The organism is Streptomyces sp. NPDC058678 (genome assembly GCF_042714835.1).
GTDB lineage: Bacteria > Actinomycetota > Actinomycetes > Streptomycetales > Streptomycetaceae > Streptomyces.
On record NZ_JBHXSG010000021.1, the window covers coordinates 38,868 to 56,158 of the forward strand.

Below are 17,291 nucleotides of genomic sequence, written 5' to 3' on the forward strand. Positions count from 1 at the left end.
GTCCGCCGCTCGCCGCCTGCCGCCTGCTGGCCTGCTGGCCTGCCGTCCGTCGGCCCGCCGCTCGCCGCCTGCCGTCCGTCGGCGGCTGCCCACCGTACGTAGGCCGTCACCCGTCGGCCCGTCGGCCCTCGCCCGCCGCCCGCCGCCCGTCGGCCCGCCGCCCCTCGCCCCGCCGTCCGTCGGCCGCCGCCCGCTGTCTGCCGTCTGCCGAAGCGGGCGCGGTCGCCCGCGCGCAGCATGCCCGCGCGCAGCATGCCCGCGCGCAGCATGCCCGCGAAGAGCAGGGCGCGCACGCCAGGTCCACTGGGGTGGCGGCGGGACCATCGCGGGTGCCCTGCTGCGGCCCCTGGTCGCCAGACCTCGTGCGATCACGGCAGTCATCCTCGGCGAGGCGAGGCGAGGCGAGGCGGGGCGAGGCGGGGAGAGGAGAGGCGGGGCTGGGCGAGTCGGGATGCCGTGAGGCGGCGGTGGTCTCGGGAGGCTCCGGCGTCTCACGATCGCCCGCACCAGGCGTCACCGTGGCCCGGTCCGTCGGGCGGACGGCCGGCGTGAGTCGACAGCCGGAATGGGTGGTCGGTGGCCCGGTCCACGGGGCGACGGCCGACATGGTGGGTCGGCGGTGGCCCGCTCCTCGGGCCGACGGCCGGCCTGGGCCGACGGCCGGCCTGGGTCGGCGGCGGACCGCCCCCTCCGGCGGACGGTCGACACGGTCGGACAGCCCCTGGATTCCGCTAGGCCCTCGTCGGAAGCAAGGGCCTTCGGCGGGCCGGGACCAGTTTCGGGAGCGCGTACGGCAGTGCCCCGTACCAGAGCCGGGCCACCGTGAAGCCGAAGGCGAGGCAGAGGACGCCGCCCACCGCGTCGAGCCAGAAGTGGTTGGCGGTGGCGACGATGACCACCAGTGTGGCCGCCGGGTAGAGGAGGCCGAGGACCCGCACCCACGGGACCGACGCCAGCGTGAAGATCGTCAGGCCGCACCACAGGGACCAGCCGATGTGCATGGACGGCATGGCGGCGTACTGGTTCGACATGTTCTTCAGGTCGCCGGAGGCCATCGAGCCCCACGTCTGGTGGATCATGACGGTGTCGATGAAGTGGCCGCCGTTCATCAGGCGTGGCGGTGCGAGCGGATACAGGTAGTAACCGACCAGGGCGACACCGGTGGTCGAGAAGAGCACGAGGCGGGTCGCGGCGTAGCGGCCGGGATGGCTGCGGAAGAGCCACACGAGCACACTGAGCGTCACCACGAAGTGCAGGGTCGCGTAGTAGTAGTTCATGCCGACGATGAGCCAAGTCACCGAGTTCACGGCGTGGTTGACGGACTCCTCGACGGCGATGCCGAGGTGGTGCTCGACCTTCCAGATCCAGTCGGCGTTGCGCAGCGCCTCGGACCGCTGCTCCGGGACCGCGTTGCGGACCAGTGAGTACGTCCAGTAACTCACGCCGATCAAAAGGATCTCGAACCAGAGCCGGGGTCGGCGCGGGGTGCGCGGCCGGCGCAGGAAACCCGGCCCGGTCCCGGCCGTGACGGTCTGCGGAACGGCCTCGTCGGGCCCTTCCTGCGTCGTCACGGTCGTCTCAGTCATAGGCACAGAGTCTGCCAGAAAAGGGATACCCCACCGATCATCCCCCGGTCGGGTCCGGGTCGCACGTCCTACACCCGGAAGACCCCTGAGACCTCCTACCAGCGCACTGCAGCAGGCCGTTTTCTCCGCCCTGGGAACGAGTTGTACGAGGCGTGCGCCTCAGTGGCGTCCGCGTTCCCCGGGAGCCGAGGCGGTCGAGCCGCGCACCACCAGTTCCGGCATGAACACGAACTCACTGTGGGGCGCGGGCGTCCCGCCGATCTCCTCCAGGAGGGTGCGGACCGCCGCCTGTCCCATCGCCGGGACCGGCTTGCGGATCGTGGTCAGCGGCGGGTCGGTGAAGGCGATCAGGGGGGAGTCGTCGAAGCCGACGACCGAGACGTCCTTGGGGACGTCCAGGCCGCGCTGCCGGGCCGCCCGTATCGCCCCCAGCGCCATCATGTCGCTGGCACACACCACGGCCGTACAGTCACGGTCCATGAGCGCGGCGGCCGCCGCCTGGCCGCCCTCCAGGGTGTAGAGGGAGTGCTGGACGAACTCCGTCTCGACGGCTTCCGTACCCAGACCCAGCTGGTCCTGCATGGTGCGGACGAAGCCCTCGATCTTGCGCTGCACGGGCACGAACCGCTTGGGGCCGAGCGCCAGCCCGATCCTCGTGTGCCCCAGCGACACCAGGTGCGTGACCGCGAGGGTCATCGCGGCGCGGTCGTCGGGGGAGATGAACGGCGCCTGCACCTTCGGCGAGAAGCCGTCCACCAGGACGAAGGGCACGCCCTGCGCGCGCAGCTGGTCGTAGCGCTGCATGTCGGCGGAGGTGTCCGCGTGCAAGCCGGAGACGAAGATGATGCCGGCCACGCCCCGGTCGACGAGCATCTCCGTCAGCTCGTCCTCCGTGGAACCGCCCGGCGTCTGGGTGGCGAGCACCGGCGTGTAGCCCTGCCGGGTCAGCGCCTGGCCGATGACCTGGGCCAGCGCCGGGAATATCGGGTTCTCGAGTTCCGGGGTTATGAGGCCCACCAGGCCCTCGCTGCGCTGCCGCAGCCGCACCGGGCGTTCGTAGCCCAGCACGTCGAGGGCGGCCAGTACGGACTGACGGGTGGTGGCGGCGACACCCGGCTTCCCGTTGAGGACGCGGCTGACGGTCGCTTCGCTCACCCCCGCCTGAGCAGCGATGTCGGCTAGCCGTGTGGTCACAGGGCTGGACTGTACCGGTCGGCCCTCACCCTGCACACCGATCGGACGCCGTGCCCGGCCGGTGGAACGGCCCGCAGGGGGTTGTTGCCTCATCGCGGTCCCTCGTGTTCGTCGTCGGCGCCCGGTTCCGCGACAGATGGTCCCGCGCGGTGGAAGCGTGTGGCAAGAGCTTGCAGAGTCTTGCACAACTCTCCCCATACCTGCTGGACAGCGGCAAAACCCGGTTCTCAGGGTCTCGCGGCGGTCGACACGAGGTTACGGCAGCATAACTCTCGACACGTCTTGCACTTTTTTGCTGCAAGCTCTTTCGGCGGCGCTTACATCGCTGTTACGTTCACGTCGCCCGGCGGCGGCAACGGAGCGGTCGGCAGTCGACAGGGGCGGCAGACGGGGCCGTCTTCTGTGAGCACACGGGCTTTCACCCTCAAGGAGAACTCATGCGGCGTGGCATAGCGGCCACCGCGTTGATGGCGTCTTTCGCCCTCGCGGCGACGGCCTGCGGCGGAAGTGACGGCGGCGACTCGGGCGACGGTCCGGTCACCATCACCTGGTGGGACACCTCCAACGCCACCAATGAGGCGCCGACGTACCAGGCCTTGATCAAGGAGTTCGAGGCCGCCAACAAGGACGTCAAGGTCAAGTACGTCAACGTGCCCTTCGACCAGGCGCAGAACAAGTTCGACACCGCCGCCGGTTCCAAGGGCGCCCCGGACATCCTGCGCTCCGAGGTCGGCTGGACCCCCGCCTTCGCGAAGAAGGGCTACTTCCTGCCGCTGGACGGCACCGAGGCCCTCGCGGACGAGAGCAAGTTCCAGCCCAATCTGATCGAGCAGGCCAAGTACGACGGCAAGACCTACGGCGTGCCGCTGGTCACCGACACCCTCGCGCTGGTCTACAACAAGGAGCTCTTCGAGAAGGCCGGTGTCGAGGCCCCGAAGACCTGGGACGACCTGAAGAAGGCCGCCGCCACGATCAAGGACAAGACCGGCGTCGACGGCTACTGGGGCTCCACCCAGGCCTACTACGCGCAGACGTTCCTCTACGGCGAGGGCACCGACACGGTCGACGCCGCCGCCAAGAAGGTCACCGTCAACTCGGCACCCGCCAAGAAGGGCTACGGCACCTGGCTGAGCCTGTTCGACGGCAAGGGCCTGCACAAGGCCGACACCACCGCCGACGCCTACGCCCACATCCAGGAGGCGTTCGTCAGCGGCAAGGTCGCCGCGATCATCCAGGGCCCGTGGGAGATCACCAACTTCTACAAGGGCACCGCCTTCAAGGACAAGAACAACCTCGGCATCGCCACCGTCCCGGCCGGCTCCACCGGCAAGGCGGGCGCCCCGACCGGCGGCCACAACCTCTCCGTGTACGCCGGCTCGGACTCCGCCCACCAGAAGGCGGCCCTGAAGTTCGTCAACTTCATGACCTCCCCGAAGTCCCAGGCGAGCATCGCGCTGAAGAACTCCACCCTGCCGACCCGCGACGACGCCTACACCGCTGAGGTCAAGGCCGACCCGGGCATCGCCGGCTTCCAGGGCGTCCTGCCCGCCGCCCAGCCGCGCCCGGCGCTGCCCGAGTACAGCTCCCTGTGGGGCCCGCTGGACACCGAGCTGCCGCAGGTCGCCGGGGGCAAGGAGTCCCTCGACAAGGGCCTCGGCAACGCGGAGACCGCGATCGCCAAGCTGGTCCCGGACTTCAGCAAGTGACCCCGAGTGGCCGCCGGATCCCCCGCGAACCGGGGGAGGGATCCGGCGGCCACCGGCCTGTGCCCAGGCCGTGCAGGCAGCCGAAGATCGTTGAGAAGGTGTCGAAGAAGGTGTCGAAGAAGGTGTCGATCCAATGACAGTCGCCATCGACCGCGCGACCGGCAGGCGCCGCGGTGACCGCGAGCCGAAGTCCGGGCTGGGCCGGCGCCTGAGGCACGGCTACCAGAAGCACTGGTACGCGTACGCGATGATCGCCCCGGTGGTGGTGGTCCTCGGCGTCCTCGTGCTGTACCCCCTGGCGTACGGCCTCTATCTCACGCTCACCGACGCCAACAGCCTCAACACCGCCCGCACGATCGGCGTCAACCACATCGATGCCACGTACAAGTTCATCGGCCTCGACAACTACGCCGACATCCTGTGGGGCGACACGGCCTACGACCGCTTCTGGTCGCACTTCATCTGGACGATCGTCTGGACCGCGCTCTGCGTCACCCTGCACTACACGATCGGCCTCGGCCTCGCCCTGCTGCTCAACCAGAAGCTGCGCGGCCGCACCTTCTACCGGCTGGTCCTGATCCTGCCGTGGGCCGTGCCGACCTTCGTGACCGTCTTCGGCTGGCGGTTCATGCTCGCCGACGGCGGCATCATCAACTCCTTCCTGGACACGCTCCACCTGCCGACACCGCTGTGGCTGGAGGACACCTTCTGGCAGCGGTTCTCCGCGATCATGGTCAACACCTGGTGCGGGGTGCCCTTCATGATGCTGTCGCTGCTCGGCGGCCTGCAGTCCATCGACACCTCGCTGTACGAGGCCTCCGAGATGGACGGCGCCAACGCCTGGCAGCGCTTCAAGTACGTCACCCTGCCGGGCCTGCGGTCCGTCAGCTCCACCGTCGTACTGCTCGGCATCATCTGGACCTTCAACCAGTTCGCGATCATCTTCCTGCTGTTCGGCAACACCGCCCCCGACGCCCAGATCCTCGTCACCTGGGCCTGGTACCTCGGCTTCGGACAGCAGCCGCGCGACTTCGCGCAGTCGGCGGCCTACGGCATCCTGCTGCTGGCCATCCTGATCGTCTTCACCTCCTTCTACCGCCGCTGGCTGAACCGCAATGACCAGCAGCTCGCGATCTGAGGCAGGAGTCACCATGAGTACGACCACCGTCGAGACCTCCGCCCCGGCGAAGAAGAAGGACTCCATGGCCACCTCGCCGCGGAAGGGGACCAGGCGCGGCGAGAGCACCCCCGCCGCCCGCCTCGTCTCCCACGGCATCCTGATCGTCGCGAGCCTGATCGCGCTCTTCCCGGTCGCCTGGCTGGTGTTCCTGTCCCTCGGCCCCGACAAGGACGACTACCTGCATCCCGGGCGCATCTGGGGCAAGATGACGTTCGACAACTACACGTTCGTGCTTCAGGAGACGAAGTTCTTCGACTGGCTGCAGACCACGATGATCGTCACCCTGGGCACCACGCTCATAGGTGTCGTCATCTCCGCCACCACCGGCTACGCGGTCTCGCGCATGCGTTTCCCGGGTTACCGGAAGTTCATGTGGGTGCTGCTGGTCACGCAGATGTTCCCGGTGGCCGTACTCATGGTGCCGATGTACCAGATCCTTTCGGAACTGCAGCTCATCGACAGCTACCTTGGTCTCATCCTGGTGTACTGCACGACCACGGTCCCGTACTGCGCATGGTTGATGAAGGGCTACTTCGACACCATCCCGTTCGAGATCGACGAGGCGGGACGGGTCGACGGGCTGACCCCCTTCGGCACGTTCGCGCGACTGATCCTTCCGCTCGCCAAGCCGGGCCTGGCGGTCGCCGCCTTCTACAGCTTCCTCACCGCCTTCGGCGAGGTCGCGTTCGCCGCGACGTTCATGCTGTCCGACACGAAATACACCTTCGCCGTCGGTCTGCAGACCTTCGTCAGCGAGCACGACGCGCAGCGCAATCTCATGGCCGCCACCGCGGTGCTGATTGCCATACCCGTCTCCGCGTTCTTCTACTTCGTGCAGAAGAACCTGGTGACCGGCCTGACCGCGGGCGGCACGAAGGGCTAGCCCCTTCCGTCTCGACTCCCGCGCGCCTGGGCGCGCGGGTGGCGGCCGCGGTGTCCATCCGACCCCGCAGGCACCGCGGCCGCCTCACATCCGGGACCCGACGAACTCCGGGCCGTCCGTAAACCGCGCAAAACCTGCGCGCGCCACAATCAGCAGAGCCTCCTGACAGAACCCGTGACCCGTAACCTCCCCCACTCTCGAACGCGCTCGAGCGGGGGGACCCCCACCGCATCAAGGACGCCATGAGCCAGCACTCCGCCGACCCGGCCCCGACCCCCTTTTCTGAAGCGGCTGTCGCCACCGTCGTCAAGCGCCGCGACTGGTGGCGCGACGCGGTGATCTACCAGGTCTATCCGCGCAGCTTCGCCGACAGCAACGGCGACGGCATGGGCGACCTGGAGGGCATCCGCACCCGCCTGCCGTACCTGCGCGACCTCGGCGTGGACGCCGTGTGGCTCAGCCCCTTCTACGCCTCCCCGCAGGCCGACGCCGGTTACGACGTCGCCGACTACCGGGCCGTGGACCCCATGTTCGGCAACCTCCTCGACGCCGACGCCCTGATCCGCGACGCCCGCGAGCTGGGCCTGCGGATCATCGTCGACCTGGTTCCCAACCACTCCTCCGACCAGCACGAGTGGTTCAAGCGGGCGGTGGCGGAAGGCCCGGGCTCGCCGCTGCGGGACCGCTACCACTTCCGGCCCGGCAAGGGCGACGACGGCGAGCTCCCGCCGAACGACTGGGAGTCGATCTTCGGCGGCCCGGCGTGGACACGCATCACCGAACCGGACGGCACCCCCGGTGAGTGGTACCTGCACCTCTTCGCCCCCGAGCAGCCCGACTTCAACTGGGAACACCCGGCCGTCGGCGACGAGTTCCGCTCCATCCTCCGCTTCTGGCTCGACATGGGCGTCGACGGCTTCCGCATCGACGTGGCGCACGGCCTGGTGAAGGCGGAGGGCCTGCCCGACCTCGGATCCCACGGTCAGCTCAAGCTGCTGGGCAACGATGTCATGCCGTTCTTCGACCAGGACGGCGTGCACGCCATCTACCGCCAGTGGCGCACGATTCTCGACGAGTACGCGGGAAATGAGAATGGGCCCGAAGGGCCTTCCTCGGAAGGGCGGGGGCGGGAGACGGGCGGGCGGATCTTCGTCGCCGAGGCCTGGACGCCGACCATCGAGCGCACCGCGAACTACGTCCGCCCGGACGAGCTGCACCAGGCCTTCAACTTCCAGTACCTGAGCACGGAGTGGGACGCGGGCGAGCTGCGCGCGGTCATCGACCGCACCCTGGAGGCGATGCGCCCGGTGGGCGCCCCCGCCACCTGGGTCCTCTCCAACCACGACGTCACCCGCCACGCCACCCGCTTCGCCAACCCGCCCGGCCTCGGCACCCAGATCCGCACGGCGGGCGACCGTGAACTCGGTCTGCGCCGGGCGAGGGCCGCGACCCTCCTCATGCTGGCGCTGCCCGGATCGGCGTACGTCTACCAGGGCGAGGAACTCGGCCTCCCGGACGTCGTCGACCTGGCCGACGAGGTGCGCCAGGACCCCGCCTACTTCCGGGGCGCGGGCCAGGACGGCTTCCGTGACGGCTGCCGGGTGCCGATCCCGTGGACGCGTGAGGGATCGTCGTACGGCTTCGGCGCGGGCGGCAGCTTGCTCCCACAGCCCGAGGGCTGGGGCGAGCTGAGCGTCGAGTCCCAGACCGGTGTCCCCGGCTCCACCCTGGAGCTCTACCGCTCCGCGATCGCCGTCCGCCGTGAACAGCCCGACCTCGGCGCGGGCGACTGTGTGGAGTGGCTGAAGGCACCCGAAGGCGTCCTCGCCTTCCGGCGCGGCGAGTTCGTGTGCGTCGCCAACACCGGCACCGGGTCGGTGACCATCCCGGCGTACGGCCGTCTGCTCCTCGCCAGTGGCGAGATCGCCGAGACGGACGGCGAGGCGAAGCTGCCGGCGGACACGACGGTGTGGTGGACGGCCAACTGACCGTCCCCGCAAGAAGTTTCCGGAATTTCAGAGGTCCGCCTTCCGCTTCGGGAGGCGGGCCTCTACGATCTGCGGCACCGCACGGCTTTGCAAGCTTTCAGCAAGAACCTTCAACGGAGAAGGAACCCCACATGGCCAGAAGAGCTCTAGCCGGAGCATGCGCTCTCGTGGCGGCCGCCGCAGCCGCCGTCGTCGCCCCCGCCGGCACCGCGCAGGCGGCGCCACCCGGCACCAAGGACGTCACCGCCGTCCTCTTCGAGTGGAACTTCGCCTCGGTCGCCAAGGAGTGCACCAACCGGCTCGGCCCGGCCGGGTACGGCTACGTCCAGGTCTCCCCGCCCGCCGAGCACATACAGGGCTCGCAGTGGTGGACGTCGTACCAGCCGGTCAGCTACCGGATCGCCGGCCGGCTCGGTGACGCCACCGCCTTCAAGAGCATGGTCGACACGTGTCATGGGGCCGGAGTGAAGGTCGTCGTCGACGCCGTGGTCAACCACATGTCCGCGGGCAGCGGCACCGGCACCGGCGGTTCGTCGTACACGAAGTACACCTACCCCGGCCTGTACTCCTCGTACGACTTCGACGACTGCACGGCCAGGATCACCGACTACACCAACCGCGCCAACGTCCAGAACTGTGAACTCGTCGGCCTCGCCGACCTGGACACGGGGGAGGAGTACGTCCGCTCGGCGATCGCCGGCTACCTGAACTCCCTGCTCGCCCACGGCGTCGACGGCTTCCGCATCGACGCGGCCAAGCACATCCCGGCGGCCGACCTGGCGAACATCAAATCCCGGCTGACGAACACGTCCGTGTACTGGAAGCAGGAAGTCATCCACGGCAGCGGGGAGGCGGTCCAGCCGACCGAGTACACCGGCAACGGCGACGTCCAGGAGTTCCGCTACGCCTACGACCTCAAGCGCGTATTCAACAACGAGAACCTCGCCTACCTGAAGAACTACGGCGAGGGTTGGGGCTACCTGAACAGCTCGGTCTCCGGCGTCTTCGTCGACAACCACGACACCGAGCGCAACGGCAGCACCCTGAACTACAAGGACGGCGCCACCTACACACTGGCCAACGTCTTCATGCTCGCCCACCCCTACGGCGCCCCGGACATCAACTCCGGCTACGAGTGGTCCGACACGGACGCCGGTCCGCCCGACGGCGGTTCGGTCGGCGCCTGTTGGCAGAACGGCTGGAAGTGCCAGCACGCCTGGCCGGAGATCAAGTCGATGGTCGCCTTCCGCAACGCCGTGCGCGGCGAGTCCGTGGGCAACTGGTGGGACAACGGCGCCGACGCCATCGCCTTCGGCCGGGGCGCCAAGGGCTATGTCGCCATCAACCACGAGTCGGGCAGCCTGAGCCGCACCTACCAGACCTCACTGCCCGCGGGGACGTACTGCGACGTGCAGAACAACACGACGGTGACGGTGAGTTCGAGCGGTCAGTTCACCGCGACGCTGGGCGCCGGCACGGCTCTGGCGATCTACGCGGGTAAGTCGAGCTGCTGACCCGGACCGACTCCCGCTGCTGAAAGTTCTTTCCAGAGGTTTCAGGACTCTTGCTGTAAGCCTTTCTTCGGCGATACGGTCGCGCGGGGTCGGACCCAAGTAAGCCGTCATCGCAAGGAGTCCAGTCCGTGATACCGAGATGGTCGGCGCCGCCGAGGCGCCGTACTGCCCATGCCGGCCGGGTCGCTGCGGTCACCGTGACCGCGTTGGCCGCAGCGCTCGTCCAGCCCCTGGCCGCCCGAGCGGACACCCCGCCCCCACCGCCGTCCGACGCGAGGCTCGCCGCCGAGCCCGCCCGGCACGACGCCACCCGTGAGCAGTTCTACTTCGTCCTGCCGGACCGCTTCGCCAACGGCGACACCGGCAACGACCGGGGCGGCCTGACCGGTTCGCGCCTGAGCACCGGCTACGACCCCACCGACAAGGGCTTCTACCAGGGCGGCGACCTCAAGGGCCTGGCCAAGAGGCTCGACTACATCAAGGGCCTCGGCACCACCGCCATCTGGATGGCCCCCATCTTCAAGAACCGGCCCGTGCAGGGCGAGGGCGCCGACGCCTCGGCCGGCTACCACGGCTACTGGATCACCGACTTCACCCAGGTCGACCCGCACTTCGGCACCAACAAGGACCTGGAGACCCTCATCTCCAAGGCCCACGCCAAGGGCATGAAGGTCTTCTTCGACGTCATCACCAACCACACCGCCGACGTCGTCGACTACGAGGAGAAGTCCTACGACTACCTCTCCAAGGGCGCGTTCCCGTACCTGACCAAGGACGGCGAACCCTTCGACGACGTGGACCACGCGGACGGCACCGAGGACTTCCCCTCGGTCGACACCGACTCGTTCCCGCGCACGCCCGTCGTGTCCGCCGCCAAGAAGGTGCCCTCCTGGCTCGACGACCCGACGATGTACCACAACCGCGGCGACTCGACCTACGCCGGCGAGTCGACCACGTACGGCGACTTCTCCGGCCTCGACGACCTGTGGACCGAGCGTCCCGAGGTCGTCAGCGGGATGGAGAAGATCTACCGGCGCTGGGTGCGGGACTTCGACATCGACGGCTTCCGGATCGACACCGTCAAGCACGTCAACATGGAGTTCTGGACCCAGTGGGCGACTGCCCTGGACGCCTACGCGGCCAAGCAGGGCCGGGACGACTTCTTCATGTTCGGCGAGGTGTACTCCGCCGACACGTCGATCACGTCGCCGTACGTCACCCAGGGCCGCCTCGACGCCACGCTCGACTTCCCCTTCCAGGAGGCGGCCCGCCAGTACGCCTCCCAGGGCGGCAGCGCGCGAAAGCTCGCGTCGGTCTTCGCCGACGACTACAAGTACACGACCGACAAGGCCAACGCGTACGAGCAGGTCACCTTCCTCGGCAACCACGACATGGGCCGCGTCGGGCACTTCCTGAACCAGGACAACCCGAAGGCGACGGACGCCGAGCTTCTCGCCAAGGACCGGCTCGCCAACGAGCTGATGTTCCTCAGCCGCGGCAACCCCGTCGTCTACTACGGCGACGAGCAGGGCTTCACCGGCGCCGGCGGCGACAAGGACGCCCGCCAGACGATGTTCGCGTCCCGGACCGCCGACTACCTCGACGACGACGAGATCGGCACCGACCGCACCCACGCGAGCGACGCCTACGACACCAGCGCGCCGCTGTACCGCCGGATCGCCGAACTCGCCGCGCTCCGCAAGGCCAACCCGGCGCTGACGGACGGCGTCCAGATCGAGCGCTACGCGGCCGACGGTTCCGGTGTCTACGCCTTCACCCGCACCGACACCAGGACGGGCACCGAGTACGTCGTCGCCTTCAACAACGCGGGCGAGGCGAAGACGGCGACCTTCGCGACCGGCTCGCCGGACATGGCGTACACGGGGATCTACGGGACTTCCGCACCGGCGACCTCCGACGCCGGCAAGAAGCTCACCGTGACCGTCCCGGCCGGCTCGGCGATCGTCCTCAAGGCGGCCGGCAAGCCCGCCAAGCCCGCCACCAAGCCCACGATCACCCTCGAGGCCCCGGCCACCGGCGCCACCGGCACCGTCGAGCTGAGTGCCGACGTGGACGGCGGTCAGCTCAACCGGGTGGTCTTCGCCGCCCAGGTCGGCAACGGAAAGTGGCAGACCCTCGGCTCCGCCGACCACGCCCCCTACAAGGTCACCCAGACCATCGCCAAGGCCGTACCGGCCGGAACCGTCCTGCGCTACAAGGCGGTGGTCATCGACTCGGCCGGCCGCACGGCGAGCGCCGGCGCCGACAGCGTCACCGGCACCCCGCCCGCCAAGGAGGTCCCCTCCGCCTCCTCGCGCGACCACGCGGTCGTCCACTACAAGCGCACCGACGGCGACTACGACGACTGGGGCCTGTACGCCTGGGGCGACCTCGCCGACGGCGAGTCGACCGACTGGCCCGACAGCCACCCGTTCGTCGGCCGGGACGCGTACGGCGCCTTCGCCTACGTCAAGCTGAAGCCCGGCGCCTCGAACGTCGGCTTCCTCGTCATCGACAAGGACGGCACCAAGGACGTCTCCGCCGACCGCACCATCGACGTCACCAAGACCGGCGAGATCTGGATCGAGCAGGGCAAGGAGGCCGTACAGACGCAACGGCCCGACTACCCGGCCCAGGACAGGTCGAAGGCCGTGCTGCACTACCACCGCGCCGACGGGAACCACGACGGCTGGGGCCTGCACGTCTGGACGGGCGCCGCGAACCCCACCGACTGGTCCAACCCCCTGAAGCCGGTGAAGACCGACAGCTACGGCGCGGTCTTCGAGGTACCGCTCACCGAGGGTGCCACCAGCCTCAGCTACATCATCCACAAGGGCGACGAGAAGGACCTGCCCACCGACCAGTCCCTGGACCTCACGGCGAACGGCCACGAGGTGTGGCTGCTGAACGGCCAGGAGAAGTACCTGCTCCCGCAGCCGGCCGGCTCCGCCGCCGCGCTCGACCCGACCACCTCCAAGGCGATCTGGATCGACCGGAACACGGTCGCCTGGAACGGCTCCGAGGCGGCCGCCTCCACACAGCTGCTGTACTCCCGCGACGGCTCGATCTCCGTCGACAACGGCACCCTGACGGGGGAGGCCAAGTGGCTCCGCCTCTCCAGGAGCGCCCTCACCGACGCCCAGAAGGCCGAGTTCCCGCACCTGAAGGACTACACCGCCTGGTCCGTCGACCCCCGCGACCGTGACCGGGTGCGCGAGTCCCTCCGCGGCCAGGTCGTCGCCTCCCAGCGTGCGGCGAACGGCGCCGTACTGGCCGCGACGGGCGTCCAGACCGCCGGCGTGCTCGACGACCTGTACCCCGCGGCGACGAAGGCGGAGCTCGGTCCGACGTTCCACGACGGCCGTCCCACGCTGGCCGTCTGGGCACCGACCGCGCAGAAGATCGCCTTGGAACTGGACGGCTCCACCGTCGCCATGAAGCGGAACGCCGGCACCGGCGTCTGGTCCGTCACCGGCCCCAAGTCCTGGAAGAACAAGCCCTACCGGTATGTCGTGACGGTCTGGGCGCCCAGTGTCCGCAAGGTCGTCACCAACAAGGTCACCGACCCCTACTCCCTCGCCCTGACCACCGACTCCCGGCGCAGTCTGCTCGTCGACCTCGACGACACATCCCTCGCCCCCGAGGGCTGGTCCTCGCTGGCCAAGCCCAAGGCCGTCGCTCTCAAGGACGCCCAGATCCAGGAACTGCACATCCGCGACTTCTCGGTGGCGGACAACACGGCCGACCACCCCGGCACCTACCTCGCCTTCACCGACAAGGACAGCGACGGCTCGCGGCACCTGCGCGAGCTGGCGAAGGCCGGGACGTCGTACGTCCATCTCCTCCCGGCGTTCGACATCGCCACCATCCCAGAGAAGAAGTCCGACCAGGCGTCCGTCGGCTGCGACCTGGCCTCCTACCCGGCCGACTCGGACAAGCAGCAGGAATGCGTCTCCGCGGTCGCCGCGAAGGACGCCTACAACTGGGGCTACGACCCCTACCACTACACGGTCCCCGAGGGCTCGTACGCGACGGACGCCGACGGCACCGCCCGTACCGTCGAGTTCCGCGAGATGGTCAAGGCGCTGAACGAGGACGGTCTCCGGGTCGTCATGGACGTCGTCTACAACCACACGGCCGCCAGTGGCCAGGCGGACACCAGCGTCCTCGACCGGATCGTGCCCGGCTACTACCAGCGGCTGCTCGCCGACGGCTCCGTCGCGAGCAGCACGTGCTGCGCCAACACGGCCACCGAGAACGCCATGATGGGCAAGCTGGTCGTCGACTCGATCGTCACCTGGGCCAAGGAGTACAAGGTCGACGGCTTCCGCTTCGACCTCATGGGTCACCACCCGAAGGCCAACATCCTGGCGGTGCGCAAGGCCCTCGACGCGCTGACCCCGGCCAAGGACGGCGTCGACGGCAAGAAGATCATCCTGTACGGCGAGGGCTGGAACTTCGGCGAGGTCGCCGACGACGCCCGCTTCGTGCAGGCCACGCAGCAGAACATGGCCGGAACCGGCGTCGCCACCTTCTCCGACCGGGCGCGTGACGCCGTACGCGGCGGCGGCCCCTTCGACGAGGACCCCGGCGTCCAGGGCTTCGGGTCCGGCCTGTACACCGACCCCAACTCCTCCAAGAAAAACGGCACTTCGGCCGAGCAGAAGGCCCGCCTCCTGCACTACCAGGACCTGATCAAGGTGGGGCTCTCCGGCAACCTCCAGACGTTCGCCTTCACCGGCACCGACGGCAAGAAGGTCACCGGGGCCGAGGTCGACTACAACGGCGCCCCCGCCGGCTACGCGGACGCGCCCGGCGACGCCCTCGCGTACGCCGACGCGCACGACAACGAGACGCTCTTCGACGCGCTCGCCTTCAAGCTGCCGGCGGGTACGTCCGCGTCCGACCGCGCCCGGATGCAGGTCCTCGCCATGGCGACGGCCACCCTCTCGCAGGGCCCCGCCCTCTCCCAGGCGGGCACCGACCTGCTGCGCTCCAAGTCCCTGGACCGCAACTCCTACGACAGCGGCGACTGGTTCAACGCCGTCCACTGGGACTGCCGGGACGGCAACGGCTTCGGGCGCGGACTGCCGATGGCCGCCGACAACGCCTCCAAGTGGCCGTACGCCAAGCCCCTGTTGGGCGCGGTCGGCGTCGGCTGCCCGCAGATCGAGGGCGCCTCGGCGGCGTACCGGGATCTGCTGAAGATCCGTACGACGGAGAAGGACTTCTCCCTCGCCACGGCCGGCCAGGTGCAGTCGAGGCTCTCCTTCCCGCTGTCCGGGAAGGACGAGACACCGGGCGTGATCACCATGATGCTCGGTGACCTGGTCGTCGTGTTCAACGCGACGCCCGACACCCAGGAGCAGCGGATCGACGCGCTTGCCGGAAGCGGTCACCGGCTGCACCCGGTGCAGGCGTCGGGCGCGGACCCTATCGTCAAGACTTCGGCCTACGCGCAGGTATCGGGCACCTTCACCGTTCCTGGGCGGACTGTGGCGGTATTCTCCCCGGCCTCCTGACAAGGGCATTACCTTGGTGGGGCGGACCCGATTCCCGGGTCCGTCCCACCTGTGTGTCCAAGGACCGGACTGGGACTGGCAGATGGATGTCAACGGCAAGCGGACAGACACGACGGTGCTGGTCGTGGACGACGTGGCGGCCAGCCGGTACGCCATGGGCGCCATGCTGCGCCGCGCCGGGCATCGGGTCGTCCCGGTCGCCTCCGGCTCCGAGGCGCTCGTGGAACTCGACGTACGCATGCGCAAGGGAACCCTTCCGGACGTCGCCCTCGTCGACGTGCACCTGCCGGACATGAGCGGCTTCGAACTGTGCCGCCGGATCAAGGACCGGCCGCAGATGGCCGGCCTGCCCGTCGTGCACTTCTCGGCCTCCGCCGTGGACCCGGGCGACCGCTGCCAGGGGCTGGACGCGGGCGGCGAGGCGTATCTGACGGTGCCCGCCGAGCCCGCGGAGATCGACGCCGTGGTCCGGGCCGCGGTGCGTACGGCACGGCTGCGGGCCGACTACCAGGCGCTGGCACGGCGGCTGACGCTGCTGTCGGAGACCATCGTCACCGTCCAGGCGGCGCGCTCCCTGCAGGAACTCGCCGACGCGGCCGCCGAGGGCACCGCGCGGCTCACCGGCACTCCCGCCGCCGTCTTCGTCCTCGGCCCGGACGACGTGCTGCTGCGCGGCATCTCCCGGGACCGCACCTCGATCGCGCTGCCGGACGCGGGCGCCGACCGGACCGTGGCCGGGCTGCTCCGGCGGCTCACTCGCGGGCAGGCCGGAGTGCAGATCACCACGGTGTCCGCGCCGCTGTGGCCCGCCGGGTTCTTCCGGCCCGGCGTGCAGCACGACGCCCGCCTGGTGCTGATCCTCACCCAGGACGGCAACTCCGCGGTATGCCTGGCCACTCCCACCCGCGGGATGCGCCCGGTGGACCCGGACACCGAAGCCCTCGTGGCCCGGCTCGCCCAGGCCACCGCGCTCGCCGCCGAGCCGCTGCTGATGTACCAGGTCGAGCGGCACGTCGCCCTCACCCTCCAGCACAGCTTCCTGCCCCAGCCGCACCGGCTGCCGGAGCTGCCGGGCATCGACGTCGTGGTCCGCTACGTGCCCGCGTCCCGGGAGACCGAGATCGGCGGCGACTTCTACGCCGCGCTGCGCACCCGCGAGGGCGTGCTCACCGCGGTGGGCGACGTCGTCGGGCACTCGCTGGAGGCGGCGACGGTCATGGTCGAGATCCGGCACGCGCTGCGCGCCTACTGCGTCGACGAGAGCGACCCGGCCGTCCTCGCCGAGCGGCTGGACCGGATGCTCCAGCACTACCACGACGACGTCACGACCACCGTGTGCCTGGCCCTGATCGACCCCGCCACCGGGCGCACCCGCATCGCCAACGCGGGGCACATCCCGCCGCTGATCATCCGGAACACCGGCAGCGCCGACTACACCAAGGCCGCCGGTCCGCTGCTCGGCCTGGGCCTGCCCCACCCGGCTCCCACCGAGCTGTTCCTCGAACCCACCGACCGGCTCCTCATGGTCACCGACGGCCTGATCGAGACCCGGGGCACGGACCTGGCGGTGTCGATGGAGCACCTCCGCGCTGCGGCCACTGGCGCCCTGCCCGGCCTGGACGCCCTGTGCGACACGCTCCTGGCCTGCTTCGGCCACGACCGTGAGGACGACATCGCCATGCTGGCGCTGCAACTGAAGAACTAAGGTGACTCCTGTC

General features: G+C 69.4%; 9 protein-coding genes. 7 read left to right on the plus strand and 2 right to left on the minus strand.

Features of this window, described 5'->3' with window-relative positions; translation table 11 throughout:
- Window positions 1–731: 731 nt before the first annotated feature.
- Together ACFWWR_RS20370 and ACFWWR_RS20375 are read right to left on the minus strand one after the other, a co-directional pair.
- The gene (locus ACFWWR_RS20370) at window positions 732–1,586 is read right to left on the minus strand and encodes a phosphatase PAP2 family protein (protein WP_383872046.1); all 855 of its coding nucleotides are present in this window, start codon (window positions 1,584–1,586) and stop codon (window positions 732–734) included.
- Window positions 1,587–1,745: 159 nt separating this feature from the next.
- Window positions 1,746–2,780: a LacI family DNA-binding transcriptional regulator gene (locus tag ACFWWR_RS20375; RefSeq protein ID WP_383872049.1), complete on the minus strand. Its 1,035-nt coding sequence runs from the start codon at window positions 2,778–2,780 to the stop codon at window positions 1,746–1,748.
- 437 nt (window positions 2,781–3,217) lie between these two features.
- Between ACFWWR_RS20375 and ACFWWR_RS20380 the strand changes: the two genes are divergently transcribed.
- From ACFWWR_RS20380 to ACFWWR_RS20410, 7 genes are all read left to right on the plus strand, one after another.
- Window positions 3,218–4,486 (plus strand): extracellular solute-binding protein, encoded by a 1,269-nt coding sequence (locus ACFWWR_RS20380; protein ID WP_384304593.1) that lies wholly within the window; start codon window positions 3,218–3,220, stop codon window positions 4,484–4,486.
- A gap of 133 nt (window positions 4,487–4,619) precedes the next feature.
- The gene (locus ACFWWR_RS20385; protein WP_383872054.1) at window positions 4,620–5,624 is read left to right on the plus strand and encodes a carbohydrate ABC transporter permease; all 1,005 of its coding nucleotides are present in this window, start codon (window positions 4,620–4,622) and stop codon (window positions 5,622–5,624) included.
- A gap of 13 nt (window positions 5,625–5,637) precedes the next feature.
- A complete protein-coding gene (locus ACFWWR_RS20390) occupies window positions 5,638–6,549 on the plus strand; it encodes a sugar ABC transporter permease (protein ID WP_383872057.1) in 912 nt (303 codons plus the stop codon).
- 242 nt (window positions 6,550–6,791) lie between these two features.
- Complete coding sequence (locus ACFWWR_RS20395) at window positions 6,792–8,537, plus strand: glycoside hydrolase family 13 protein (RefSeq protein ID WP_384304595.1); 1,746 nt, start codon at window positions 6,792–6,794, stop codon at window positions 8,535–8,537.
- 131 nt (window positions 8,538–8,668) lie between these two features.
- A complete protein-coding gene (locus ACFWWR_RS20400; RefSeq protein WP_383872062.1) occupies window positions 8,669–10,051 on the plus strand; it encodes an alpha-amylase family protein in 1,383 nt (460 codons plus the stop codon).
- 128 nt (window positions 10,052–10,179) lie between these two features.
- Complete coding sequence (pulA, locus tag ACFWWR_RS20405) at window positions 10,180–15,573, plus strand: pullulanase-type alpha-1,6-glucosidase (protein WP_384304598.1); 5,394 nt, start codon at window positions 10,180–10,182, stop codon at window positions 15,571–15,573.
- Window positions 15,574–15,655: 82 nt separating this feature from the next.
- Window positions 15,656–17,278 carry a SpoIIE family protein phosphatase gene (locus tag ACFWWR_RS20410; protein WP_383872067.1) on the plus strand — a complete coding sequence of 541 codons (1,623 nt, stop codon included), beginning with the start codon at window positions 15,656–15,658 and terminating at the stop codon, window positions 17,276–17,278.
- Window positions 17,279–17,291 lie beyond the last annotated feature (13 nt).

Coding starts and splice junctions, on each gene's coding strand:
- ACFWWR_RS20370 (WP_383872046.1), bottom strand. CDS start 1,586: ATGACTGAGACGACCGTGACGACGCAGGAAGGGCCCGACGAGGCCGTT.
- ACFWWR_RS20380 (WP_384304593.1), top strand. CDS start 3,218: ATGCGGCGTGGCATAGCGGCCACCGCGTTGATGGCGTCTTTCGCCCTC.
- ACFWWR_RS20385 (WP_383872054.1), top strand. CDS start 4,620: ATGACAGTCGCCATCGACCGCGCGACCGGCAGGCGCCGCGGTGACCGC.
- ACFWWR_RS20390 (WP_383872057.1), top strand. CDS start 5,638: ATGAGTACGACCACCGTCGAGACCTCCGCCCCGGCGAAGAAGAAGGAC.
- ACFWWR_RS20395 (WP_384304595.1), top strand. CDS start 6,792: ATGAGCCAGCACTCCGCCGACCCGGCCCCGACCCCCTTTTCTGAAGCG.
- ACFWWR_RS20400 (WP_383872062.1), top strand. CDS start 8,669: ATGGCCAGAAGAGCTCTAGCCGGAGCATGCGCTCTCGTGGCGGCCGCC.
- ACFWWR_RS20410 (WP_383872067.1), top strand. CDS start 15,656: ATGGATGTCAACGGCAAGCGGACAGACACGACGGTGCTGGTCGTGGAC.